Origin of the sequence: Micromonospora coerulea, assembly GCF_016598485.1 — a bacterium.
GTDB classification, from domain to species: domain Bacteria; phylum Actinomycetota; class Actinomycetes; order Mycobacteriales; family Micromonosporaceae; genus Micromonospora; species Micromonospora coerulea.
In genome coordinates, this window is record NZ_JAEMUW010000019.1 from 1 (window position 1) to 23,779 (window position 23,779).

The window sequence follows — 23,779 nt, forward strand, 5'->3', positions numbered from 1 at the left end:
AGGCATCTCCGCTGCTAGAAGCCCATCTGCGCAGCTTGCCGGGTCGCCATCTTGATCTCATAATCCCTCGGTCGCGGGTTCGAGTCCCGCCCGCCCCACTTCGATCCTTGATGCAAAACGCCATGGAGCCGCGCCCCGGGTCGCCGAGCTGATGGCAGTCACCTGGCGCCGCCCACATCGATGTCACGCTGTCCAGCATCGGACACATTTGCAGCATCGGACACATCTCAGGCTCCGGTCCCGGGCCGGCCGAACTGACGAGGAGTCCATGGCGTACCGTGGCACCCCCATGATCGCCTGTACAGAAGTTTCTGTACGGAAGGAGGAGACGCACGAGGTGCTGGTACGCCAAACCCTGTGTCGCTCGGCGTGCCCGTCAGAACTTCCCTGCTGATTTCTCCAACCCAGTCCACGTCCCACACGGAGGGCCTTTGCCGGACGCCTACGCCCGAAATGTGATGGCCCAACCGGCCATGGCAGGTCCAGCACCGTCGCGGCCATCTCTGGCCGGGGGCCTGCCAGCCGCCGAGAGGACGTGTCAAATGACCTTTTTCGAATATCTGGAGAGCCGCCGCGACCTGCTGGTCGCCCAGACCATCGAGCACGCCACGATCGTGTTGATGGCGATAGCGCTGGCGACGCTCATCGGCATGTCCATCGCCGTCCTCACCTACCGCCACCGGCGCGCCCGGGGAATCGCCGTCGCGGTCGCCGCAGCTGTGCTGACCATTCCCTCCTTCGCGTTGCTCGGCCTGCTGATCACGCCGCTGGGCCTGGGGTACCTCCCCGCGTTGGTCGCGCTGACCCTGTATGCCCTGTTGCCGATCATCCGTAACACGGTGGTGGGACTGACCGAGATCGACCCCGCGCTGACCGAGGCCGCCCGCGGCATCGGGATGAGCTGGGTACGGTCGCTGTGCACGGTCGAGATACCGCTGGCCTGGCCGGTCATCCTGACCGGTATCCGGGTCTCCACCCAGATGACGATGGGCATCGCGGCGATCGCCGCGTACGTCGGCGGGCCGGGCCTGGGCAACCAGATCTTCTCCGGCCTGGCCAACCTCGGCGGCGTCAATTCGCTGAACCAGGCCCTGATCGGCACGCTCGGCGTGGTCGTCCTCGCCCTCGTCGTGGACCTCTGCCTGGGCCTGCTCGGTGTGCTGACCCGGGGCGGCCGGGGCAACCGGCGGCCCCGCTCGCGGTCAACCGCGCCGTCCACCGCCGGGCAACCGGACTCCGCCACGGCGCTCACCGGCACGCCGTCCCTCGCGGCCCCGTCCACCCCACAGGGAGGTCAACGATGACCGCTGACGTGATGATCGAGCTGCAACAGGTCAGCAAGCTCTACCGGGGTCAGAAGACCCCTGCGGTCGAGGACGTTTCGATGACCATCCGGCGCGGCGAGATAGTCGTGCTGGTCGGCCCTTCGGGCTGCGGCAAGACCACCACCATGAAGATGATCAATCGATTGATCGAGCCCACCTCCGGGCGGATCATGGTGGACGGATCCGACGTCACCTCGCTCAACCCGACCGAGCTGCGTCGGCGCATCGGGTACGTCATCCAGCAGGTCGGGCTCTTCCCGCACATGAGCGTGGCGACCAACGTCGGGTTGGTGCCGAAAATGCTCGGTTGGGACCGCAAGCGGATCGACGCCCGGGTGGACGAGCTGCTGCACCTGGTCGGGCTGGAGCCCGGCCAGTACCGGCACCGCCTGCCCCGCCAGCTTTCGGGCGGCCAGCAACAGCGCGTCGGGGTTGTCCGGGCGCTGGCTGCCGATCCGCCGGTGATGCTGATGGACGAGCCGTTCGGCGCCACCGATCCGTTGACCCGGGACCGGCTGCAGAACGAGTTCCTCCGGCTGCAGGAGAAGCTGCAGAAGACCATCGTCTTCGTCACCCACGACTTCGACGAGGCGATCAAGATGGGCAGCCGCATCGCGGTGCTCGGCGACCGGTCGAGCATCCGCCAGTTCGACACCCCCGAGCGGTTGCTGAGCAATCCCGCGGACAAGACGGTGGCCCAGTTCATCGGTGCCGGCGCCTCACTCAAGCAGCTCAACCTGCGGCGGGTCGACGCGGTCGACTGGGACGAGGCCGAGTTGGTCCGGCTGGATGACTCGCCGACATCGGCGCTGCGCCGGTTGGACGAGACCGGTGAGTGGGCCGTACTGAGCGTCGACAACGAGCGGCGTCCCGTGCATTGGATCACCGCTCGGGACCTGGATCCGCATCAGGACAACCTGCGCGGGATCGGCGGACCGGCCACCGTGGTGGAACCCCGTGCCACGCTGCACGACGCGCTCGACGCGATGCTCAGCAGCAGCAGTGGTGCTGCCGTGGTGGTCGACGACGGCGGCCGGTACCGCGGCACCTTGACCATCGACCGGCTCATGCGGGCGATCGGTGAGATGCGCGAGACCGAGCGGCACCGCGATCGGCCGGTGGCGGAGGCGCCGGAGACAGCGGACGAGCCGGGAGCCGATGCGGTGCCCGTGCAGCGCCGTGGCGCCCGGTCGCCGGCGGATCGGCAGACGCCATGAGCGTGGGTACCCTCGGCTCCGGTCAGCTCGCGGACGCCCCGCCATCGCGGTGGCGGGCTCTGCTGCGCCGGCATGCGACCATGCCGCTGGTGCTCGCGGCGGCGCTGCTCGCCACGTACCTCTGGGTGGGCTCGCTTGCCCTCGACGACATCGAGCGACGCTCGCTCAACGCCGGGCACCTGTTCCGGGTGACCGGCCAGCACGCCTCGATCTCCGTGATGACCGCCCTGCTGGTGGTGGTGATCGCGGTCAGCGCCGGCGTCCTGCTCACCCGCCCGGCGCTGCGCTGGCTGGCACCGTTCGTCACCGCTCTGGCCAACATCGGCCAGGCGACGCCGGCCATCGGGCTGCTGGTGCTGCTCAGTATCTGGCTGGGCATCGGCGCCGGCACGGCGCTGATCGGGCTGGTGGCCTATGCCGTGCTACCCGTGTTGCGTAACACGATCGTCGGGATCAACCAGGTCGACCGGCATCTGATCGAGGCAGGTCGGGGCATCGGCATGTCCCCGCTCGCGGTGCTGCTCCGGGTCGAGTTGCCGCTGGCGGTACCGGTGATTCTCGCCGGCGTACGCACCGCGCTCGTGCTCGCGGTCGGGGTCGCCACGCTCGCCATCTTCATCGACGCGGGCGGACTCGGCGGATTGATCGTGACCGGGATCAAGCTTCAGCGTGAGCCCGTCCTGATCACCGGTGCGGTACTCACCGCCGCTCTCGCCCTGACGCTGGACTGGCTCGGCGGTGTGATCGCCGATCTGCTCCGGCCGCCCGGGCTCGACTGATCCGCAGATCATCCACATCCCCTTTCCCCAACCGACGCCCCGTGCGTCGTGGAGGTTATTGATGCGTACCCGGACACCCCTTTCCCGGCTGGCCGCCGGCACCGCACTCGTCGCGCTGGCACTGACCGGTTGCTCGGTCACCACGGAGCACTCCGGCGGGGAGGTGGCGGTCGGAGCGGGGTCGATCAAGAAGGATGACGCACTCGCCGGCCAGACGCTCGTGGTCGGCTCCAAGGACTTCACCGAGAACATCGTTTTCGGTCACATCACCATGCTGGCGCTGAAGGCGGCGGGCGCGAACGTGACCGACAAGACCAACATCAAGGGGTCGGTCAACGTCCGCAAGGGACTGCTCGCCGGGGAGGTCGACGTGTACTGGGAGTACACCGGCACCGCCTGGATCACCTACCTGAACCACACCGACCCGATCCCGGACTCTCGCCAGCAGTACGACGCGGTGGTCAAGGAGGACAAGGAGAAGAACCAGGTCGTCTGGGGTGGCATCGCGCCGGCCAACAACACCTACGCGATGGCGGTGCGCGCGGAGAAGGCAAAGGAGTGGAACCTGCGGACCCTGTCCGACCTCGCCGCGTTCGCCAAGAGCAAGCCGGCCGACGCGACTTTCTGCCTGGAGAGCGAGTTCGCCGGACGGAACGACGGGTGGCCCGGCATGACGAAGATGTACGGCATGAACCTGCCGAAGTCCAACATCAGGACCGTCGACACCGGAGTCGTCTACACCGAGACGAAGAAGGGCGAGTCCTGCAACTTCGGTGAGGTGTTCACCACCGACGGCCGGATCAGCAACCTCGACCTGGTGGTGCTGGAGGACGACAAGAGCTTTTTCCCGATCTACAACCCGGCGCTGACGGTCAACGGCGCGACGGCCGCCAAGTACCCGAGCCTGACCAAGATCCTTGAACCGATCACCGCCAAGCTCGACGACGACACCATCCGCAAGCTCAACGAGCGCGTCGACGTCAAGGGCGAGCCGGTGGCGCAGGTCGCCGCGGACTGGTTGAAGGAAGAGGGCTTCATCGCCTGACTTCCCGCGCGACCGTGAGCGGCTCCCCGGGACCGGGGAGCCGCTCACGGTCGTACCTATCCAGGTCAATGGTGAGCCGCAATTCAGTTGCGGGCCGCAGCGCGCCAAACTGTGACCTGGGTAACTACCGGTCATGGGGCACCGGGGCGTCTCGTCTCTGTTGCTGAGCACAACGAGCGGAGACGTCATGAAGATCTTCATTGCCGGAGCGTCCGGCGCGATCGGCAGCCAACTCGTTCCCCAACTTGTGGCGCGCGGCCACGAGGTCGTCGGCACGACCCGCTCGGCGGCCAAGACCGGAGCGCTGCGCGCGCTCGGCGCCGAACCGGTCATCGTCGACGCGCTCGACCCCGACTCGGTGGCCGATGCCGTGGCCAAGGCCGAGCCCGAGGTGATCGTCCATCAGCTGACCGCGCTGAGCGGACCGCCAGATTTTCGGCATGCGAAGCGAATGGCGGCCGCCACCAACCGGCTGCGTACCGAGGGCACCGACCACCTGCTGGCCGCCGCCCGCGCCGTCGGCGTCCGTAAGTTCGTGGCGCAGAGCAACGCCGCATGGATGGAACGTACTGGCGGGCCGGTCGCCGACGAGAACGGCCGGATCGAGCCGAACCCGCCTGCGGACGTCGAGTCGGCGGTGGCCGCACTGCGCCACCTGGAGGACGCGGTGACCGGCATCAGCTGGGCCGAGGGCATCGCGCTTCGCTACGGTGGCTTCTACGGCCCAGGGACCGGCATCGAGGCCGTACCGGACGCCGTCATGGCCGAGCAGATCCGCAAGCGAAAGTTCCCGATCGTCGGCGGCGGCGGTGGGGTGTGGTCGCTGGTGCACATCACCGATGCCGCGTCGGCCACGGTCGCGGCCATCGAACGCGGCAAGCCCGGGATCTACCATGTCGCCGATGACGAGCCGGCACCGGTGCGCGACTGGCTGCCCGAGCTGGCCCGCGCGCTCGGCGCCAGGCCGCCGCGCCGCGTGCCGGCCTGGCTCGTCCGTCTGCTGGCCGGCAAGGCCGTGGTGGACATGATGACGCAGGCACGCGGGATCTCCAGCGAGAAGGCCAAACGCGAACTGGGCTGGACGCTGCGGTACCCGAGTTGGCGCACGGGCTTCATCGAGGGACTGGGCTGACTAGACATGTCCTCCTCCGATCTGTACGGCGAGCTGCGGCCGCGGGCGTTTGCCATCGCCTACCAGATGCTCGGCAGCGTCAGCGAAGCCGAGGACGTGGTGCAGGAGGCGTTCCTGCGGATGCACCAGACCCTGCGGCGGGACGAGCGGATCACCTCGCCGCGGGCGTACATCGCCACGCTGGTCACCCGGCTAGCCATCGATCAGCTTCGCTCGGCGCGCGTGCGGCGGGAGCGGTACGTCGGTGAGTGGCTGCCGGAGCCGCTGGTCACCGACCCGTCACCGGCCGAGCACGCCGAGACCGCCGACTCGCTGTCGCTGGCGTTCCTGGTGCTGCTGGAGAGCTTGTCGCCGCGGCAGCGGGCCGCGTTCCTGCTGCGCGAGGTATTCGACTATCCGTATGCGGAGGTCGCCGAGATCATCGGCACCGATGTGGACAGTACGCGGCACCTGGTCGCGCGGGCTCGCACCCATGTCCAGGAGCGCCGACCACGCTATTACGCCTCTCGGCGGCAGCGAGAGGAGCTGGCTCAGCGCTTCTTCGCCGCCGCCGAGCAGGGCGACCTGCGGGCACTGGAGGCGCTACTGGCGCAGGATGCGGCGCTGCACGGCGACGGTGGCGGCAAGGTGCCCGCGCTGGCCCGGCCGATCAACGGCCGGGACCGGGTGGCACGGACCCTGTTGGCCGGGATGTCCGCGCTGCCGCGCCTCGGCGTGCGCATCCAGGTCACCGAGGTCAACGGCCAGCCCGGCGCGATGGCGTTCGATTCGCAGGACCGGCTGGTCGCGGTCATCGGGCTCGGCATTGCCGACGGTCAGATCCAGACGATCCACTCCATCGTCAATCCCGACAAGCTGCGGCACTTCGACCGGGTCGGCGACCTGGGCGCCCTGGTACGCGCGGGCCGCCGACCCCGGCGAAGCCGACAACCCCTGCAAGGAGATCCCTCATGAACCTCGCTCTCTGGATCGTTACCGGACTGCTGGCCGCTGTCCTCCTGGTCAGCACCGCCAAGATGTTCGTGCCCAGGGAGAAGATGGCCTCCGTGGGCCACGCCGCCGAATGGGTCCTGGACTTCAGCCCCGGCGCCCTCAGGGCCATCGGAGCCCTCGAAATCCTTGCTGCGGCGGGCCTGATCCTGCCCGCCGTACTCGACATCGCGCCGGTTCTGGTGCCCGTGACTGCTACCTGTGTGGCGTTGCTGTTCGTCGGCGCGGCGACCATGCGCCTCCGTCGTGGCGAGAAGGTAACGATCGTGCCCGACCTGGTCTATCTCGCACTGGCCGTCTTCGTGGCCTGGGGCCGCTTCGGCCCCGAGTCCTTCACCGGCTGACCCAGCGCGGTGTCGGGCCGCCCCTGCCCCGGGGCGGCCCGGCCAACAGCAGGTCCATGCAGCCGTGACCTGTTCGATATGACAAGGAAAAACAGATGAGTGGCTTTCAGACGATGCCCCCGCTGATGCCGAGGACCAGGGCCGGGCGGCTGGTCGTGATCAGCTGGTCGACGAGGAACTGTGCTCGCCGGTCAGCCTCTACTGCCAGGTCGAACCCGGCGGTCACCGCCAGGTCCTCGGCGATGTGTCGCTGCCACCCAGCCGACGCGGCGTGTGCGTGGCTCACCGGTGCACCTGCTGAATCGGCTCGGGATAGCGGGCGCCGTTGACGGTGACGCGCAGCGTGTACAGGCTCGTGGCGGCGGTGATGAACAGGTGGTTGCGTTTGGGTCCGCCGAAGGTGAGGTTGCTGACGGACTCGGGCAGCAGCAGCTTGCCGATGAGGGTGCCGTCGGGGTCGAAGCAGTGCACGCCGTCCCAGGCTGCGGCCCAGACCCGGCCGGCGTCGTCGAGTCGTAGGCCGTCGAAGCGTCCGAAGTCGCATTCGGCGAAGATCTTCCCGCCGGTCAGGGCGCCTTCGGCGGTGACGTCGAAGACGCGGATGTGACTGGGTTCCTGGCGGGTGTCGGCGATGTAGAGTCGCTGCTCATCGCGGGAAAAGGCAAGACCGTTCGGCCGGCAGAAGTCGTCGGCGACCACTCGCAGGCCACCCGTGGCCGGGTCGAGGCGGAACACGTAGCAGGCGCCACCGAACTCGCTGTCGCCCTTGTTGCCCTCGTAGTCGCTGTGGATGCCGTAGATCGGATCGGTGAACCAGATCGTGCCGTCGGCGCGTACGACGACGTCGTTGGGGCTGTTGAGCCGCTTGCCGTGGTAGCGGTCGGCGAGCACGGTGATGGTGCCGTCGTGTTCGGTACGGGTGACCCGCCGGTTGCCCTGCTCGCAGGTGATGAGCCGGCCCTGGCGGTCGATGGTGTTGCCGTTGGCGTACCCGGAGCAGTGCCGGAACTCGCCGACGGCGCCGGTGGTTTCGTCCCAGCGCATGAGCCGGTCGTTGGGGATGTCGCTCCAGACGAGGTAGCGCCCGGCCGGGAAGTACACCGGGCCCTCCGACTTGCGTGAGCCGGTGTGCAGGCGTTCGACGACGTAGTCGCCGTCGCAGTAGCGGAAGCGCTCGTCGAATACCTGGAACTGGGCAGGGATGGTCTCAGCCGTCTCAGCCACCGAACTCTCCTCGCCTTGGCATGACGTTCGGTAAAAGATCCTCTCTGTAAAACCTGATATGGTCAACATCGGAGCTAACCGATTCACATATTGGAGCGCAGATGGACAGCATCGACCGAGCCTTGCTGGCGCAGCTGCAGGTCGACGCCACGCAGTCGTACGTGTCCCTGGGTCAGGCGGTCGGGCTGTCGGCGGGGTCGGCCCATGAGCGGGTGCGCAAGCTGCGCGAGCGCGGTGTCATCCGGCGTACGGCCGTCGACGTCGATCCAGCCGCGGCCGGCCGCGGCGTGCTGTCCTACGTCATGCTGCAGGGAAGCGTCTGGATGGGCGACCCGCCGACCCGCGACGCGCTGGCGGACATCCCTGAGATCCAGGAGGCGCACATCATCGCCGGGTCGGCGTCGTTGCTGGTGAAGATCCGTACCTCGACCACCGAGGAGCTGCAGGCGGTGCTGCGACGAGTCTTCGCCGTCGACGGCGTCACCGGCACCCAGACCATCGTCGTACTGGAGACCTTCTTCGAACGGCCCATGTACCTCGGCGGCAACGGTTCCAGCTGACCCCGCCTCGGGCGGCGACGTCCGATCCGTCTCGGTGGGCGACCACCTGCTCGCCGATCACGCGCCGCCGAACCGCCGCAACGATCGATGCCGGCTGTGGCTGGCCGCGGATCCGCCTGCGGGTGTATCGGCGGGGTCGATCGACACCGCGCCCTCGTCACCTGAACTGCCAAGAATTCAGTGGCCGGACCATCTCGTGCTCTTGTCGCTCGGTCCGAGGCGTCTGGTCAGGTTCCCGCCCGGCGAGCGGCGTGCAGGATGGCGGCCAGCTCGTGCGCGCGTGGGCCGCGTGCGGTGAGTACAGCCTTGGCATGGTCGCTGGCGTTGCTCGCGGCGAACTGCAGGGCCGCGATGTCGGACAGCGCGAGTCCCAGGTACAGGCGCCGTTCGAAGGTCGTTTCGACCAGGGTGCCTTCGGCGTCGATGCCCCAGGAGTGCTGGCGCCAGAGGCCATCGTCGGACAGGGCATACCCGGTCCCGATCGCAGCCACCGTCCCGTCGATCCAGAGGATGGCCGCGTTGGCGTGGCAGCCGTTGTCTGCGCCCTGCAGCAGCCGGAAGGCCGGTCCTTGTGGCTGGGCACCGGTGAGGAGTTGATCGAGGTCGGCGTCAGGCTGCATTGGCGGGACGACCAGGTTGCCGCCGTGGGTGAGCAGACGACGGCACCAGCGGCTCCACCGCTGCCGGAAGTCGTCATCCACGTCTGCGTAGTCAGCGACGCGGCTGCGGTAGAGCGCCAGCAGTCGGCCGTGTTCCTCATCGGCCAATGACATCGGGACGAAGGATAGCGGTCAGGTCGTCTCAACGATCCTGGCCGGCCGGCCTGAGAGTGCCGGAATCCGTCGGGTGCGCTTCGCTCACCGGCACCCCGTCCGCGCGTATGTTTCCGGCATGACGCAGTGGGTGGACGGTGCGGCATACGAGGCGTACGTGGGTCGGTGGAGCCGGCTCGTCGCGGCGGAGTTCCTGCGGCGGCTCGACCTGCCGACCGGGCTGCGCTGGCTCGACGTGGGCTGCGGCACCGGCGCGCTGACCTCGACGGTCCTCACCGCCGCGAAGCCCCGTCAGGTCACCGGCGTGGACCCGTCCGAGGGCTTCGTGGCGCACGGCCGCACCCGGCTCACCGACCCGCGAGCCGCTTTCGAGGTGGGGGACGCCCGGGCGCTGCCCCTGCCCGACCGCGCCGTCGACGTGGTCGTTAGCGGGCTGGCGCTGAACTTCGTGCCCGACCCGCCCCGGGCGGTGGCGGAGTTCGCCCGGGTTGCCGTGCCGGGCGGGGTGGTCGCCGCGTACGTCTGGGACTACGCCGAGGGCATGGCGATGATGCGCCACTTCTGGGACGCGGCCGTCGAGCTCGACCCGGCGGCGGCCGAGCGGGACGAGGGCCGCCGCTTCTCGTTGTGCCGGCCCGACCCGTTGCGTGCGCTGTGGAGTGACGCCGGGCTGATGGAGGCGTCGGTCGAGGCGATCGAGGTGCCGACGGTCTTCACCGACTTCGACGACTACTGGAGGCCGTTCCTCGGCGGGCAGGGCGCCGCACCGGGCTACGTCGCTTCGCTGGACGAGCGGCATCGGGCCGAGCTGCGTGACCTGCTGTCCACGCGGATTCCCACCGGCCCGGACGGCTCGATCCGGCTCACCGCCAAGGCCTGGGCCGTGCGCGGGTCAGCGCCGGTGTGAGGCAGCCGGGCCGGGTGCCGCCAGCCCGCCGCTCACGACGGAAAACCGATCGCGGCGACATCGTCGGCGAGGTCCTCGACGGTCAGGTCGGGGTTCAGGCGTCGCACCACGTCATCGGTGAGCGGCCGCAGCGCGAAGACCGCGCCGAGGGCGGAATCGTCCACGCTGGTCTCGTAGTAGTCCTCCGCGAAGCGGTGATACGCCAGCGGCGTGGGGTCGACCAGCACCTCGAACAGCCAGTCGGCGCCGTCGGGGTCGGCGCCGTCAGGGAAGTCGATGTCGCCGGCGTGCCACCGGTCGTCGTCGCGCTGGCGCCACAGGCACACCGTCGCCTCCAAGCCGCCCGCGAAGCTGAACGCCGGCTCGTGAACCTGCGCCGAGAACACCTCCGGCACGGTGTCGACCAGGCCGGGCCACGGTTCGTCGTCGTTGCCAGCCGGGCTCATCGGCGACTCGTGATCGAACGCCCGGATGAACACCCCGGCGGACGTGAACACGACCGACCAGGCGTCACCCGAGCCGTTCCGCATCGATGCCATCTCCTCGCCCGGGCCCCAGCCGGTGTCGAAGGAGTAGTAGCGCGACTCCCAGTCCGGGCTCATGATCGAGTCCAGCACCGCCAGCGCGCGGCACCGGTCCCGAAGCGTCGCGATGTCGGGCAGGGACGCGGCTACGGCATGGGCGGTCACGACCCCATCCAACCCGACGTGCTTCTCGGGAGGTGTCGGTGGTGCCGACCGGTGATCGGCGGCCGCCGGCTGCGCGGATCCTGAGTAGGTGTACTCATCCCCGGCCGGCCCGACGAGCGAAAGGATCGGCCCGTGACCACGATGACCCGGAAACGTACGGCGCTCGGCGGCCTGATGCTCGCGGCGGCGACCTTCGGCACCTGGTGGGCCTGGCTGGGCTGGGACACCGGGTACACGGTCGACCCCGAGACCGGCGCGACCACCGGTCCGTACGCCGCGTGGCAGGTGGCCGGCTGCGTCCTCACCCTCGCCCTGCTCGCCGCCGTCGGCGGCTGGCTGCTCGACCCCTGGGTGGTGGTGCCGGTCATGACGGTCGCGTTCACCGTCGCCTGGGCGGCGCACGCCGCGTCGACCGACGACACCGGGCTCTGGGCGGTGGGCGCGGTCCTGGTCCTCGTCGGGACGGCCGCCGGGACCGCCGTGGTGAGTGTCGGCGCCCGGCTCCTCCGGCGTCGCCGTACGGGATAGTCCATTCGGCGGCCGTGCACGGCCTCGCGGCGAGCACCAAACGGCGTTCGCCATGGCTGATCATGGGCGACTGGCCGGCCGAACAGGTGCTTCAGGCGGTCGGCGTGCGGATCCCGGGGCCGGACGGCGACGGCGGGCGGATCGCTGACATCACCGTCTGGCGCAAGCCACCGTCCCGTGGCGCTGCAGACCGCTCCGGCCGACCACGTCGAGTGAGCTGAGCGGTCGCTCCCCAGCCCGCGTCGGCCGATCGCAGCAGCGGCCGGTACGCCTCGCGCCCGATCTGCCTGGCGCGATCGTCGCCTCGATCCTTCCCCGCCCGTGCTCGGCGGGCCCGCAAAGCAGGCCGGGCATACTTGCCCGATGTCCGAGCAGGCCCGACCCGCCCGACCGGAACCGGCCCCGCCGATGCTGGCCGCGCTACGCGCCGGCACCCGGGAGCACCATCTCGCCCTGGAGCGCGAGTGGAACATCCCCGGGCGCATCCGGTCCCGGGCCGACCTGTCCGCCGTGCTGTCCGCGATGCTCGCCTCCTGGGCTCCCCTGGAACGCCGGCTCGCCGCCGTCGACTGGACGGGCCTGCGGCTCGACCCCCGGCTCGGCGAGGCGGCGGACCTGATCCGGGCCGACTTGGCGGCCCTGCCGCCGCACCCGCACAGGGCGGGGACGGCACCGGCGGACGCCGACGTGCCCGCGTTCGACAGCCTGGCCCGCGCCGCCGGCGGCCGGTACGTCCTGCTCGGCAGCGCCCTCGGCGGGCGGGTCATCGCCCCGACCGTGGAGCGCCGACTGGACCTGCCCGAGGGGGTGGCGACCGGGTTCTTCCGCCGCCGCGGCATGGCGCCCGGGCGTGACTGGCGCGACTTCCGGATCGCGGTGGCCGCTCGGAACTGGTCCGCGGCGGAGCTGGCGCAGGCGACCGCCGCCGCCCGGGAGACCTTCGCGTTCGTCGACCGGGCCGCCGCGCCGTTCCTCGCCGACAATCTCGGGCCGTCGAGGCGAGTCGGGTAGACGACAGCGGCCGACGGCTGACCGGCGCCGACGGTAGGGTCCGCATTCCGTGTACCTGGGGGAGGACACATGGCGGGAGCGGGTGCTGTGCATCCGCCCGTGGGCCGTCCGGCCGGGCCGATCGCCGGCGCAGCCGCGGCGGAGTGGTGGGCGATCCCGCCGCGGCACCAGGTCAGTCATCTGTGCGGCGTCGACCCGGAGTTGCTGGCCGTGGCGGTGGACCCGTTGCCGCCTGCCGCGCCGGTGATCGTCCGCTACCGTCCGCACCGCGCCGTCCCCCTCGCCGGGCAGGTGGCCGCCGTCCTCGACGAGCTGGACTCGGTCGCCGTCGCGCTCTTCCCCCGGTGGCTGCCCGGCGCGGAACGGCTGGACGGGCCGGGAGAGCTCGGCGTGGCGGCGGTGCGCGCGCTCGCCCGCGAGGTGGCCGCCCGGTCGGCGCACTTCGGGCCGTTCCTGGCGGCGCTGGCCGAACGGGGTCTGGCCCGGGCCGCCGGCCGTCCGTCCCGGCCACCCGGCGGGTGGCCGGCCTTCCCGACGCAGGTACGCGCCGCGGGACTGATCCGGGTCCTCCAGGCGGCGTACGGGCGGGACTCCTGCGTGCTGCTGATCGACGTGCCGGACGATCTCGGCCCGTCCGACGAGCGCATCCTGGCGGGGACGGCCGAGTGGCTGATGGCGCACGGTCGCATCACGGTCTGGCTCGCCGGTCCGCCGCTGCGGGTCGTGGACCGGGTCCGGTCGGTGTCGATCTCCCTGCCGGACCGCCTCACCCGGCTCGCCCGGGACGCCGGCCGTACCGCCGCCGCCATCGAGCCGGCGCCGGGCCTGACGTGTCCGCCGCTGTCCGGACTGCCCCGCGCGGACAGCCCCGCCGAGCGGGCCCTCGAACGGGCGCTCGCACCACATGACTGGGCCCGCCAGCGGCGCTGGAACCACACCTACGACTGGCACCTCCTCGGCCGGCCCTACCGGCTGGACCTCTACTGGCCCGACGCCGGTCTTGCGGTGGAGGTCGACGGCCCGGAGCATCGGGGCCGGATCAGGTTCGCCGACGACCGGCGGCGGGACGTGCAACTACAGCTCCTCGGCCTGGACGTACTCCGGTTCACCAACGAGCAGGTGCTCACGGACGTCCAGACGGTGGTGGAGAAGATCCGGCAGCTGCTGGTCCGGCGACGCGCGGAACGTGAGGCACCGACAGAGATGAGACGCCATGTCGAGCAGTGAGGGCATCCCGAGCCTGACCCCCAACCAGATCAACGCCCTGGTGGTGCTGATGGTCGAGGCGCGGGAGCTCACCAACAGCGAGTTGCGCGACCTGGCCGGGTTCGCGCTCACCGGCAGCGACAACGCGGCCCTGGTGAAGCACGGGCTGGTGGAGACCGACCGGTCCCACCGCCCGTTCTCCCACCAGCTCAGCGAGGAGGGCTGGGCGGTCGTCCGCCGCCTGCATACCGTGCCGCCTCCGAAGCGCGGCGGTTCGGCGAGCCGCTCCCTGTTCACCCTGCTGGCGAGTCTGCACCGGTCGCTGGACCGGCAGGGGATCAGTCACGCGGACTTCTTCACCGGCACCGCCGTGGCGCCGACCTCCGCCGAGTCGCCGACCTCGGCGGCGCCGCCGGTCTCCGGTGACGCCGTCGACACCCCGGCCGCCGACCCCGAGGCGCTGATCCGCGCGGCGTACCGGGAGTTGGCGGCCGCCCCGGGCGACTGGGTCGGGCTGGCGGATCTCCGGGATCGCCTCGCCGGCCAGGAGCGTGCCAGTGTGGACGCGGCGCTGCGGTCGCTGGTCCGGCGGGAGGGTGTGCGGATCATCCCGGTCGCCAACACCAAGTCGTTGACCCCTCGCGACCGGGCGGCGGCGGTCCGCATCGGCGACGAGGACAACCACGCCCTGTCGATCGGTCCGGCATGATCGTCGACGACGAGCGCGGTGCGCTCGAGGCCCTGATCTTCCACCCGGCGGCCACCCCGGACGATGTCTGGCGCCCCGCACCGCACAACGTGCCGGAACTGCACGAGCGGGTGGTCGGCGAGATCCTGCGCGGGGTGGGTCGGGCCCGTACGGACGACACCAGCCGACCGCTCGGTGTGGCCATGCAGGGGCGGGCCGGCTCGGGCAAGACCCACCTGCTCGGGGCGGTCCGCGAGCGCATCCAGCAGGACGGCGGCTACTTCTTCCTGGTCGGCATGGTCAGCGGCAAGACCTTCTGGGAGAGCGTCGCGCTCGCCCTGGTAGAGGGCATGGGCAAGGAGACGATCGGCTGGGGTACCCAGCTGAAGAAGTTCCTGCGCCGGCTGACCGCGCAGCTCGGCATCCCGGCCGAGGTCCGGGACGCGGTCGCCGGCAGCCGCCCGGTTTCCCGGGCCGACCTGGACACGTTCGTGCGGGCGCTGCGGACGCACCACCGCGAGGTCGGGCGGGACTGTCAGGACACCGCCCGGGCGTTGGCGCTGCACGGCGCGACCGACTTCGAGGCCCAGGACGTCGGCTACGCCCACCTGATCAGCGAACCCGGCGACCCGGCCGGGCGATCGCAGTGGGGGCTGACCCCGGCGATCCGTACGCCCCAGCAGATCGTGCAGGACATCTCCCGGCTGGTGGCGTTGACGCTGGACCCCACCGTGATCGCCGTCGACCAGATGGACACGCTCTTCGCACAGACCAGCACCTCGATGTTCGACCAGCACACCGGCCTGGAGGATGAGCAGGCCAAGGTGGTCGGCCCGATCGCCGACGGACTGCTGACCCTGCGGGACGTGACCCGCCGGACGCTGATCGTGGTCTCCTGCCTGCCCGACACCTGGACCCTGCTGACCAGGAGCGCGCCCACGCCGGTGGCGGACCGGTTCCGCGAGTCGGTCCTGCCGGACCGGATCCCCACCGCCGAGATCGGCCGGGCGATCGTGCAAAAGCGGTTCACCGTCGCCTTCGCCGGGCGGAGCTTCGAGCCGCCGTACCCGACCTGGCCGATCCGGCCGGAGGCGTTCGCCGACGCGCCGAGTCTGACCCCGCGGGCGCTGCTGCGCCGGGTGGACCGGCACGTCGCCTGCTGCCGTGACCGGGATCAGGTGGTCGAGCTGGAGCGGCTCATCGCCGGTGAGGAGGCGTCCATCGACCGCACCCCGCCGGCAACCGCCGGGAATGCCGACCTGACGCCGCTGGACGAGCGCTTCGCCGAGCTGGTCTCGACGGCGGATGTGCGTGCCGCGCTGAGTCCGCGGACCGAGGACGAGCGGATGCCGCCTCTGCTCGCGGCGGGCCTTGCCGCCTGGATCGCCGAGCAGGCGCCGAGCGGCGCCACCTACAAGCACGATCCACTCCCCGGCCGGAAGCCCGCCCTGCACGCACGGTTGATCGAGGTGCTGGACGAGACCACCGAGAACGAGGCGCACTGGTGCTTCCGGGCGATCGCCCACCCGAACGCCATCGCGGTCACCGCGCGGGTGAAGGCGGCCTGCACCATGGCGGGTCTCGATCCGGCCCTCCCGCAGCGGCGGCTGGTGCTGCTGCGTAACGGCACCTGGCCGACCGGGAAGCGGACGACCGAGGTGCTGGACGCGTTCGACGCCGCCGGCGGCATCCGCTGCCCCATCTCGGAGGCGGACCTGCGGGTGTTCGACGCGCTGCGGCGGATGAGCGCCACCCCGGACGCGGCCCTCCAGGAATGGCTGGTCGCCCGCCGGCCGGCCAGCGGCACCGAGCTGTTCGCCACGGTGCTGCGGGAGCGGCCCAAGGCGCCGGCCGCGATGGTGGACGCCAACCCCGCCGGGGCCGCCCCGGGCGACGGTCAGTCAATCCGGCTCGGGCGGACCACGGACGGACGGGAACCCTTCCTGGTTGACCTGGAGTCGCTGCGGCGGCACACCGTCATCTTCGCCGGCTCGGGATCCGGCAAGACCGTGCTCATCCGGCGCCTGATCGAGGAGTGCGCCCGGCAGGGCGTGTCGACGATCGCGCTCGACCCCAACAACGACCTGGCCCGGCTGGGCGACGCTTGGCCGACGCCGCCGGCGGGCTGGGCGCCGGGTGACGAGGAACGGGCGGCCGACTATCTCGCGCAAACCGAGGTGGTCGTCTGGACGCCGCGGGTCACGGCCGGGCGTCCGCTGAGCTTCCAGCCGCTGCCGGACTTCACGCCGATCAGCGACTCGCCCGACGAGTTCGACCAGGCGATCCGCTCTGCCGTGGAGGCGCTCGCGCCCCGCGCCGGCGTCGACCGACCGACGAAGCTGGCGCGGCAGGGCAAGGCCGTACTGACCGAGGCGCTGCTCGCGTACGCGAAGAGCGGCATGGTCGGCCTGCCGGGGTTCACCGAGTTCCTCGCCGAGCTGCCCGACGGGGTGAGCCGGCTGGCGCGGGCCGACAAGCTCGCTCAGGAACTGGCCGAGACGCTCAAGGCGGCGATGGTCACCGACCCGCTGTTCGGCGGGACGGGAGCGCCGGCCGACCCGGGGATGCTGCTCACCCCGTCGCCCGGACGGCGGGCCCGGGTGTCCGTCATCAGCCTCGTCGGGCTGGCGTCAGACCAGGAACGACAGAGCTTCGTCAACCAGTTGCAGATGGCGTTGTTCGCCTGGATCAAGCGGCACCCGGCCGGCGACCGTCCGCTCGGCGGCCTGTTCGTGATGGACGAGGCGCAGACGCTCGCCCCGTCCACCGGTGCGACCGCCTGCACGGCGAGCTCCATCGCGCTCGCCTCACAGGCCCGCAAGTACGGGCTCGGCCTGGTCTTCGCCACCCAGGCCCCGAAGGGCCTGCACAACCGGATCAGCGGCAACGCCACGACCCAGTTCTTCGGGCTGCTCAACGCGCCGGCGCAGATCGAGGCGGCGCGGCAGTTGGCGGAGGCCAAGGGCGGCCGGCTGCCCGACATCGGGCTGATGACCAGCGGACAGTTCTACGCCGCCGGGGAGGGGTTCTCCTTCGTGAAGGTCGACACTCCAATGTGTCTGACCCACCACCCGAAGGCGCCGCTGAGCCCGGAGGAGGTGGTTGCCCGGTCGCGGTGACCGGCGACCGGGGAGGCCACCGGACACCGGGCGATGCGGTTGCGCTCGCGGCCGTGTCGGTCGGCATGTCCGGCCTCACGACCGCAGCCAACTACGCGATCGTCACCACGACGCTGGGCCTGCCGGCGACGTTTCTCGGCGTGCTGCTCAGCGCGCAGGGCGCCGGGTCCATCATCGGCGGTCTCCTGGTGGGTCGGCTCATCGTCCGGTGGAGTCCGGTCACCGTGGGGATCGCCGGTACCGCGCTGTTCGCCGTCAACTGCCTGGTGCGCTGCCTGCCCTGGTGGCCCGGCACGGTTGCCGCCTCCGTCGTCGCCGGCATCGGCCTGCCCTGGACCCTGGTGGCGGCGGTGACCGCCGTGCAGACGCACACGCCGGCGGCGCTGCTCGGCCGGGTGGCCGGGACCGCCAACACCGCGATGTTCGCACCCGTCGCTGTGGCGTTCCCACTGGGTTACGCGGTCGTCCACCTCGGCGGCCGCGCCACGCTCCTCGCGGCCGCCGCCATCTGCCTGGCGTCCGGTGCCGTCATCGGCAGGGATCAGCACACCCGGGTGCGGCCACGCGCTGCTCCGGTCAGGTGGTGAACCCGGCGGTGACCGTGCGCATCGCAAGGATCAGGTCCCGCGGCGTGGGAACGCTGTCCGGGTCGACGAGCCACTGGGTCGCCAGCCCGCCCAGCAGCGCCTGGTGGAAGGCGCCGAGAGCCAACGCCTGCGCCTCGTCCGTCGCCGGGTCGAGCTGGTGGAAGATCTCGGCCAACCCCAGCCGGGCCTGCCGGTTCGCGGCGGCGAACGCCTCGCGCAGTTCCGGGGCCCGGTCCATCTGGGCGATCAGCTCGAACTGGATGGCCCACAACGGCCGGAGCCGGGCGAAGGACTCGATGACCCGGGTCCACGTCGCCTCGAACCGCTCTTCGGGGGTGGCGTCAGGGCCGGTGTCCGCCGCCAGCGTCCGGTGCAGTTCCTCGCCCCACTCCGCCATCGCCTCGATGAGGGCCTCGTTGAGCAGCGCCTTCGTGGTGCGGAAGTGGTAGCCGATGGCGGCGAGGCTGGTGCCGGAGGCGGCGCTGATGTCCCGCGCGGTGGTGCCGGCGTACCCCTTCTCCATCAGGCAGCGCTTGGCGCCAGCCAGCAGGTCTTCCCGGTTTCCCATGGGGGCAGCCTAGCCGATCCGTAGGACAAATGTCTTGCACAGGCGTCTGACACGTACGTACAGTGAGCGGCATGACAACCGTCCTGATCTCCGGCGCCAGCGTCGCCGGCCCCGCGCTCGCCTGGTGGCTGCGCCGCCACGGCTTCCGTCCGACCGTCGTCGAGCGCGCCCCGGCGCTGCGCCCCGGCGGCTACAAGGTGGACATCCGGGGTGCCGCCCTGACCGTGGTGGACCGGATGGGCCTGCGTGAGCAGGTCGAGCGGCACGACACCGGCATGCGCTCCGCGCACTTCGTCGACGCGCGCGGCGCGCGGCTCGCCACCATGGATGCCGCGCTCTTCGGCGGCCGGGAGGGTGACGACGCCGAGATCATGCGCGGTGACCTGGCCCGCATCCTGGCCGACGCCACCCGCGACGTGGAGTACGTCTTCGACGACTCGATCGCCGCGCTGGCCCCGTCGGCCGACGCGGTCGAGGTCAGCTTCGAGCGCGGTCCGCGCCGGACGTTCGACCTGGTGATCGGCGCGGACGGGCTGCACTCGAACGTACGACGGCTGGCCTTCGGCCCCGAGTCGGCCCACCTGCGGTCGCTCGGGCACCACATCGCGATCTTCACCGTGCCGGCGGAGTTCGGCGCGGAGGGGATCGAGCTGATGCACCCCGCGCCGGGGCGCAGCGTCGGCGTCTACCGCACCGCCGGCGCCCCGGACGCCCGGGCGCTCTTCCTCTTCCCGTCGCCCCCGGGCGCCGCCGAGCGCCGGGACGTCGCCGGCCGCAAGGCGCTGCTGGCGGAAGCGTTCGCCGGCGCCGGGTGGCGGGTGCCGGCCCTGCTCGACGCGATGTGGGACGCGCCGGACTTCTACTTCGACGCGATGAGCCAGGTCCGGATGGACCGCTGGTCGACCGGGCGGATCGGCCTGGTCGGGGACGCCGCGTACGGGCCGTCGCCGGCGTCCGGGCAGGGCACCAGCCTGAGCCTGGTCGGGGCGTACGTGCTGGCCAGCTCGCTGGCGGCGGCGCCGGGCGACCCGGCGGCCGGCTTCGCCGACTACGAGTGGCGGATGCGCCCCTTCGTCGAGGTGAACCAGTCGCTCGCCGAGCGCAACCTGAAGGGCATGGTGCTGGGGTCGGCCGCGCAGATCCGGTTCCAGACCACGATGCTGCGGCTGATGCCGCGCCTGCCCGGCCGGGAGCGGATGATCCGTCGGGTGACCGAGCCGATTCGCCGGGCGGCCACCGCCATCACCCTCCCGGAGATCCCGGCGCCGCGCGAGGCGTGAGGTCGCGGGTCAGCGCGGCGACGCGTCGTCGTCCAGGCGTTCGGCGTACGCGGCCCGCAGCTCCTCCCAGCCGAAGTTCTTCGCCTCGGCGCCCCGGATCGGGCCGACCGGGTCGCCGTCGAGCAGATGGCCGGCGACGTCCAGGCAGAGGTGCCAGCCGGCGGCCATGATCGGCGCCAGCTCGGGCTTGTCGACGGCGTGCCGCAGGGTCAGCCGGGTGCCGGCGCCCGCCGGGGTCAGCTCCCAGCGCAGCAGGCCGTCGCCCCAGGTGTACTCCAGCAGGGTCGGCCGCTCGGCGCGGAGCACGGTCGCCGCCTCGGGGAACGTCTCGTTGCCGTTGACCGTGCTGAGCGTGGCCGCGCCCGGCGTACCGAGGTCGCGGCTGGCGAGGAAGGGGGCCCACTGGGCGAGCTGGTCCGGCTCGGTGAGCGCCGCCCACACCTTCTCCGGCGGGTGCCGGAGGTCCCGGACGAAGACCAGGTCCCAGCCGTCGTCGGCGGGCACCCGGGCGACGTCGGTCAGCGGGCCGGGCCGGAAGTGGTCGCGGTCCATCGTCACTCCTGACGGTCGAGATGGCGTTCGAGGGCGTCGAGGTGGTCGGCCCAGAGTCGGCGGTACGGCCCGAGCCAGTCGTCCACGGCTCGCAGCGGGCGTACGTCGATGCGGTAGATGCGCTGCTGGGCCGCCGTGCGGACGGTGACGAAGCCGGCCTCGCGGAGCACCCTGAGGTGCTTGGAGACGGCCGGCTGGCTCATCCCCAGCGCGTCCACCAGGTCGCCGACGCTGCTCTCGGCGTGGCGCAGCCGTTCCAGGATGCGGCGCCGGCTCGGCTCGGCCAGCACGGCGAAGGCGTCTACCGTCACCGCCCTAGCATGCCTCGTGGTTCATATGACTGTCAAGGAATACGGGGGCCCGTTATCCCGACCGGACCTGCCAGGAGTCAGCCGTCGAGGTGGTGGGTGACGATCAGTACGACCCGCCGTCGGCCACCCGGGGCGCCGGTCCGGGTCCCGGCGCGGGAGCGGGCTCCGGTTCCGGCGTCGGCACCGGCACCGGCACCGGCGCCGTCGGGTACGCCGACGGCGCGGGATCGGGACCGACGCCGGTCGGCTCAATCTCCTCCTCCGAGGGGTACACGTCGCCGCGGAGGGCCGGATCGCGGTAGCTGCTCATCGGCGTAGGGTTCCCGATCGGCGCCCGGCGTAACCGTGCCCGATCGACCGGTGTCCAGCCCTTGACAGGGCGACGGATGATGCATCCGACGACGGCGTCGCGAACGGGGGTACGAGATGGAGCTGCGCCGCAACCGGGGGCCGCTGGTGCTGGCCGTCGTCTGCGTCGTGGGTGGCGTGACCGTGCTCGCCGTCGATGGCGACAACCGGTTCCTGCCGACGCTGGTCGCCGTGGGCGCCATCGTGCTCGGCGGCGTGGTGCTGCTCGGCGCGCTGCGGCCGTTCCGCTTCACCATCGGTCCGGACGGGCTGGACGTCCGGCGGCCCGGCCTGCGGGGGACGTACCGGTGGGAGCAGTTCGATGCGCTGGCGCTCGACGAGCCCGCCCGGCCCGACGGGCGTCCCGGGGCGCCACGGCTGCTCGGCGTGCCGGGCGCCGCGCTGCTACCCGGGCCGCCGGCCACCGCCCGCCACCCGGCGGACGGCCGGCCCGCGATCGAGCTGCTCGACCTGACCCAGGTGCGCCAGCCGCCGGACGAGGTGGCTGCCGCGCTGGCCCGGTTCGCCGGCGACCGCTTCACCGACGCCCGTACGCCTGTCCCGACCGGCACGACCGGGGCGCGGCTCGGCGGGGCCGACGTCGACTTCACCGTGGGACTGCGCGGCTACCAGCCCGACCGGGTGGACGACCTCGTCCGGCGGTCCCGGGACGCGCTGCTGCGCGGCGACGCCGCCCGGCGCCGGGCGGTCCGCGCCGACATCGCGCACGCCCGGGCCGGCGGACTGCCGGTGGCGTTGCGCGGATACCACACGGCGCAGGTCGACGCGGCGCTCGACCAGCTCGACGCCGCGCTGGCCGGCGAGTCCGCCCCCGACCGGGAGTCGGCTGAGTGATCGACACTCCCGCCGCGCGGAACTGGGCCGGCAACGTCCGCTACTCCGCCCGGCGCCGGCACCGACCAGCCACCGTCGATGAGCTGCGCCGGCTGGTCGCCGGCAGCGACCGGATCCGGGCCGTCGGCACCGGGCACTCCTTCAACCGGCTCGGCGACACCACCGGCGACCTGGTCTCCCTGGCCGGGCTGCCGCCCACCGTCGACCTCGACCCGGAGCGCGGCACGGTCACGGTGGCCGCCGGCCTGCGCTACGGCGATGTCGCCACCCGGCTGCACGGCGACGGGTACGCCCTGGCCAACCTCGCCTCGCTGCCGCACATCTCGGTGGCCGGCGCGGTGGCCACCGGGACCCACGGCTCCGGCGACGCCCACGGCAACCTGGCCACCGCCGTCGCCGCCCTGGAGCTGGTCACCGCCGACGGCGACCTGCTGACCGTGGACCGCGCCGACGAGCGGTTCGCCGGCATGGTGGTCAGCCTCGGCGCGCTCGGCGTGGTCACCCGGGTCACCCTGGACGTGGTGCCCACCTTCGACGTCCGGCAGTACGTCCGGCTGGACCTGCCGGGCGACGCGCTCGACGCGGCCTTCGCCTCGGCGTACAGCGTCAGCGCCTTCACCGGGTGGCGCACCGGGCGCATCGACCAGGTGTGGCGCAAGCAGCGCGCCGACCAGCCGCCGCCCCCGGCGGACTGGCTGGGCACGAGGTCGGCCCCGGCGCAGCGCCACCCGGTGCCCGGCATGCCGGCGGAGAACTGCACGCCGCAGCTCGGCGTGCCCGGGCCGTGGCACGAGCGGCTGCCGCACTTCCGGCTCGGCTTCACCCCGAGCAGCGGGGACGAGCTCCAGTCGGAGTACCACGTGGCCCGGGAGGTGGCCGGGGACGCGCTGGCCGCCCTGGACGCGGTGGCCGACCGGATCGCCGCCGTGCTCCAGGTCTGCGAGCTGCGCACGGTCGCCGCCGACGGGCTCTGGCTCAGCCCGAATCACGGGCGGGACAGCCTGGCCATCCACTTCACCTGGATCGGTGACGAGGTGGCGGTGCGGCCGGTGGTGGCCGCGGTGGAGGAGCGGCTGGCCCCGTTCGCGCCCCGCCCGCACTGGGGCAAGGTCTTCGGGCTCGACCCCGCGTCGGTCGCCGCCGCGTACCCCCGGTACGCCGACTTCCGCGCCCTGCTGGCCGAGCTGGACCCGGCCGGGAAGTTCCGGACCGAGCTGCTGGACCGGCACTTCCCCCGGTCTTGACGCGCCGCGCCACCGGCCCGGGCGACGAGGTCTGACCGGTCACTGGTACGGATCGGTGATCTCCCGGAGCCGGGTGAGCGCCCGCCGCAACTGGCTCGTGGCCTGCCGACCCAGGTGCCGCGTCCATTCGGCTTCGACCTCCGCCTCGGCGCCCCTCGCCACCCGGATCGCGGCGTGGCCGCGCTCGGTGATGGTCACCAACCGGGCCCGGGCGTCGGACGGGTCCGGCGCCCGGCGGACGTAGCCGGCGCGTTCGAGCTGGTCGACGAGGAAGGCGGCGGTCTGCTTGGTAACCCGCGCCTGCTCGGCGAGCTCGGTCAGCCGGGTGCCGTTCGGGCCGATCCGGGCGAAGACCCGGCCCTGTGCCGCGGTGACGTCGGCGAATCCGGCGGCGGTGACGGCGTCGAGCACCCGGGACTCCATCGCCCGGTACGCGATGAAGCAGAGCAGCCCGAGGTTCGGCTCGCCGTCGGGTGGACCCTCGCTCATTCGGCCCC

At 71.9% G+C, this 23,779-nt stretch carries 27 protein-coding genes; 18 read left to right on the forward strand and 9 right to left on the reverse strand.

Features of this window, described 5'->3' with window-relative positions; genetic code table 11:
• Window positions 1-542 precede the first annotated feature (542 nt).
• The 7 genes from I8N68_RS22875 (at window position 543) to I8N68_RS22905 (ending at window position 6,832) form a co-directional block, all read left to right on the forward strand.
• Window positions 543-1,304: an ABC transporter permease gene (locus tag I8N68_RS22875; RefSeq protein ID WP_200213862.1), complete on the forward strand. Its 762-nt coding sequence runs from the start codon at window positions 543-545 to the stop codon at window positions 1,302-1,304.
• On the forward strand, window positions 1,301-2,542 hold the full coding sequence (locus tag I8N68_RS22880) for a betaine/proline/choline family ABC transporter ATP-binding protein (protein ID WP_200213864.1): 1,242 nt from the start codon (window positions 1,301-1,303) through the stop codon (window positions 2,540-2,542). The genes I8N68_RS22875 and I8N68_RS22880 overlap by 4 nt, the downstream gene beginning before the upstream one ends.
• Entirely contained in the window at window positions 2,539-3,321 is a 783-nt protein-coding gene (locus tag I8N68_RS22885) for an ABC transporter permease (protein ID WP_200213866.1), read from the forward strand. Before I8N68_RS22880 ends, I8N68_RS22885 begins: the two co-directional genes overlap by 4 nt.
• A gap of 61 nt (window positions 3,322-3,382) precedes the next feature.
• Entirely contained in the window at window positions 3,383-4,366 is a 984-nt protein-coding gene (locus I8N68_RS22890; protein ID WP_200213868.1) for a glycine betaine ABC transporter substrate-binding protein, read from the forward strand.
• Window positions 4,367-4,499: 133 nt separating this feature from the next.
• Complete coding sequence (locus tag I8N68_RS22895; protein ID WP_234040421.1) at window positions 4,500-5,498, forward strand: NAD-dependent epimerase/dehydratase family protein; 999 nt, start codon at window positions 4,500-4,502, stop codon at window positions 5,496-5,498.
• A gap of 6 nt (window positions 5,499-5,504) precedes the next feature.
• The gene (locus tag I8N68_RS22900) at window positions 5,505-6,452 is read left to right on the forward strand and encodes an RNA polymerase sigma-70 factor (RefSeq protein ID WP_200213870.1); all 948 of its coding nucleotides are present in this window, start codon (window positions 5,505-5,507) and stop codon (window positions 6,450-6,452) included.
• On the forward strand, window positions 6,449-6,832 hold the full coding sequence (locus tag I8N68_RS22905; RefSeq protein WP_200213872.1) for a DoxX family protein: 384 nt from the start codon (window positions 6,449-6,451) through the stop codon (window positions 6,830-6,832). Before I8N68_RS22900 ends, I8N68_RS22905 begins: the two co-directional genes overlap by 4 nt.
• A 106-nt stretch (window positions 6,833-6,938) precedes the next feature.
• On the opposite strand, the gene I8N68_RS22910 is transcribed toward I8N68_RS22905, so the two are convergent.
• Both I8N68_RS22910 and I8N68_RS22915 read right to left on the reverse strand, forming a co-directional pair.
• On the reverse strand, window positions 6,939-7,118 hold the full coding sequence (locus I8N68_RS22910; RefSeq protein ID WP_200213874.1) for a hypothetical protein: 180 nt from the start codon (window positions 7,116-7,118) through the stop codon (window positions 6,939-6,941).
• Window positions 7,115-8,056 carry an SMP-30/gluconolactonase/LRE family protein gene (locus tag I8N68_RS22915; RefSeq protein ID WP_307812935.1) on the reverse strand — a complete coding sequence of 314 codons (942 nt, stop codon included), beginning with the start codon at window positions 8,054-8,056 and terminating at the stop codon, window positions 7,115-7,117. The genes I8N68_RS22910 and I8N68_RS22915 overlap by 4 nt, the downstream gene beginning before the upstream one ends.
• A gap of 101 nt (window positions 8,057-8,157) precedes the next feature.
• Here I8N68_RS22915 and I8N68_RS22920 point away from each other — a divergent pair, with 101 nt between their 5' ends.
• Entirely contained in the window at window positions 8,158-8,616 is a 459-nt protein-coding gene (locus I8N68_RS22920; RefSeq protein WP_200213878.1) for an Lrp/AsnC family transcriptional regulator, read from the forward strand.
• Window positions 8,617-8,843: 227 nt separating this feature from the next.
• Here I8N68_RS22920 and I8N68_RS22925 read toward each other — a convergent pair whose 3' ends face one another.
• Window positions 8,844-9,389 carry a hypothetical protein gene (locus I8N68_RS22925; RefSeq protein WP_200213881.1) on the reverse strand — a complete coding sequence of 182 codons (546 nt, stop codon included), beginning with the start codon at window positions 9,387-9,389 and terminating at the stop codon, window positions 8,844-8,846.
• A 118-nt stretch (window positions 9,390-9,507) separates the two neighbouring features.
• On the opposite strand from I8N68_RS22925, the gene I8N68_RS22930 reads away from it, so the two are divergent.
• The gene (locus I8N68_RS22930) at window positions 9,508-10,296 is read left to right on the forward strand and encodes a class I SAM-dependent methyltransferase (RefSeq protein WP_200213883.1); all 789 of its coding nucleotides are present in this window, start codon (window positions 9,508-9,510) and stop codon (window positions 10,294-10,296) included.
• A gap of 32 nt (window positions 10,297-10,328) precedes the next feature.
• Here I8N68_RS22930 and I8N68_RS22935 read toward each other — a convergent pair whose 3' ends face one another.
• Window positions 10,329-10,985 (reverse strand): hypothetical protein, encoded by a 657-nt coding sequence (locus I8N68_RS22935; protein ID WP_200213885.1) that lies wholly within the window; start codon window positions 10,983-10,985, stop codon window positions 10,329-10,331.
• 141 nt (window positions 10,986-11,126) lie between these two features.
• Between I8N68_RS22935 and I8N68_RS22940 the strand changes: the two genes are divergently transcribed.
• The 6 genes from I8N68_RS22940 (at window position 11,127) to I8N68_RS22965 (ending at window position 18,124) form a co-directional block, all read left to right on the forward strand.
• On the forward strand, window positions 11,127-11,513 hold the full coding sequence (locus I8N68_RS22940) for a hypothetical protein (RefSeq protein ID WP_200214175.1): 387 nt from the start codon (window positions 11,127-11,129) through the stop codon (window positions 11,511-11,513).
• A gap of 363 nt (window positions 11,514-11,876) precedes the next feature.
• Window positions 11,877-12,524 (forward strand): biliverdin-producing heme oxygenase, encoded by a 648-nt coding sequence (locus I8N68_RS22945; RefSeq protein WP_200213887.1) that lies wholly within the window; start codon window positions 11,877-11,879, stop codon window positions 12,522-12,524.
• Between the two features lie 87 nt (window positions 12,525-12,611).
• On the forward strand, window positions 12,612-13,751 hold the full coding sequence (locus tag I8N68_RS33990; RefSeq protein WP_200213889.1) for an endonuclease domain-containing protein: 1,140 nt from the start codon (window positions 12,612-12,614) through the stop codon (window positions 13,749-13,751).
• Window positions 13,738-14,439 (forward strand): hypothetical protein, encoded by a 702-nt coding sequence (locus I8N68_RS22955; protein WP_200213891.1) that lies wholly within the window; start codon window positions 13,738-13,740, stop codon window positions 14,437-14,439. The genes I8N68_RS33990 and I8N68_RS22955 overlap by 14 nt, the downstream gene beginning before the upstream one ends.
• Window positions 14,436-17,537: an ATP-binding protein gene (locus I8N68_RS22960; protein ID WP_200213904.1), complete on the forward strand. Its 3,102-nt coding sequence runs from the start codon at window positions 14,436-14,438 to the stop codon at window positions 17,535-17,537. Before I8N68_RS22955 ends, I8N68_RS22960 begins: the two co-directional genes overlap by 4 nt.
• A 53-nt stretch (window positions 17,538-17,590) precedes the next feature.
• Window positions 17,591-18,124 (forward strand): MFS transporter, encoded by a 534-nt coding sequence (locus I8N68_RS22965; protein ID WP_307812936.1) that lies wholly within the window; start codon window positions 17,591-17,593, stop codon window positions 18,122-18,124.
• On the opposite strand, the gene I8N68_RS22970 is transcribed toward I8N68_RS22965, so the two are convergent.
• Window positions 18,114-18,692 (reverse strand): TetR/AcrR family transcriptional regulator, encoded by a 579-nt coding sequence (locus tag I8N68_RS22970; RefSeq protein WP_200213906.1) that lies wholly within the window; start codon window positions 18,690-18,692, stop codon window positions 18,114-18,116. The genes I8N68_RS22965 and I8N68_RS22970 overlap by 11 nt on opposite strands.
• Before the next feature lie 71 nt (window positions 18,693-18,763).
• Between I8N68_RS22970 and I8N68_RS22975 the strand changes: the two genes are divergently transcribed.
• Window positions 18,764-19,972, forward strand: coding sequence for an FAD-dependent monooxygenase (locus I8N68_RS22975; protein WP_200213909.1), 1,209 nt, complete (start codon window positions 18,764-18,766; stop codon window positions 19,970-19,972).
• 9 nt (window positions 19,973-19,981) lie between these two features.
• Here the strand turns inward: I8N68_RS22975 and I8N68_RS22980 are convergent, their stop codons facing one another.
• The 3 genes from I8N68_RS22980 to I8N68_RS22990 all read right to left on the reverse strand — a co-directional run bounded on the left by I8N68_RS22980 (window position 19,982) and on the right by I8N68_RS22990 (window position 21,145).
• Window positions 19,982-20,524: an SRPBCC family protein gene (locus I8N68_RS22980; protein WP_200213911.1), complete on the reverse strand. Its 543-nt coding sequence runs from the start codon at window positions 20,522-20,524 to the stop codon at window positions 19,982-19,984.
• Window positions 20,525-20,526: 2 nt separating this feature from the next.
• Window positions 20,527-20,835, reverse strand: a complete 309-nt coding sequence (locus I8N68_RS22985; RefSeq protein WP_200213913.1) for an ArsR/SmtB family transcription factor — start codon at window positions 20,833-20,835, stop codon at window positions 20,527-20,529.
• A 103-nt stretch (window positions 20,836-20,938) separates the two neighbouring features.
• Window positions 20,939-21,145 (reverse strand): hypothetical protein, encoded by a 207-nt coding sequence (locus I8N68_RS22990; RefSeq protein WP_234040422.1) that lies wholly within the window; start codon window positions 21,143-21,145, stop codon window positions 20,939-20,941.
• 116 nt (window positions 21,146-21,261) lie between these two features.
• Here I8N68_RS22990 and I8N68_RS22995 point away from each other — a divergent pair, with 116 nt between their 5' ends.
• Both I8N68_RS22995 and I8N68_RS23000 read left to right on the forward strand, forming a co-directional pair.
• A complete protein-coding gene (locus I8N68_RS22995) occupies window positions 21,262-22,038 on the forward strand; it encodes a DivIVA domain-containing protein (protein ID WP_200213915.1) in 777 nt (258 codons plus the stop codon).
• Complete coding sequence (locus I8N68_RS23000) at window positions 22,035-23,282, forward strand: FAD-binding protein (RefSeq protein ID WP_307812937.1); 1,248 nt, start codon at window positions 22,035-22,037, stop codon at window positions 23,280-23,282. The genes I8N68_RS22995 and I8N68_RS23000 overlap by 4 nt, the downstream gene beginning before the upstream one ends.
• Before the next feature lie 39 nt (window positions 23,283-23,321).
• Here the strand turns inward: I8N68_RS23000 and I8N68_RS23005 are convergent, their stop codons facing one another.
• Window positions 23,322-23,771, reverse strand: a complete 450-nt coding sequence (locus tag I8N68_RS23005) for a MarR family winged helix-turn-helix transcriptional regulator (RefSeq protein WP_200213917.1) — start codon at window positions 23,769-23,771, stop codon at window positions 23,322-23,324.
• Window positions 23,772-23,779 lie beyond the last annotated feature (8 nt).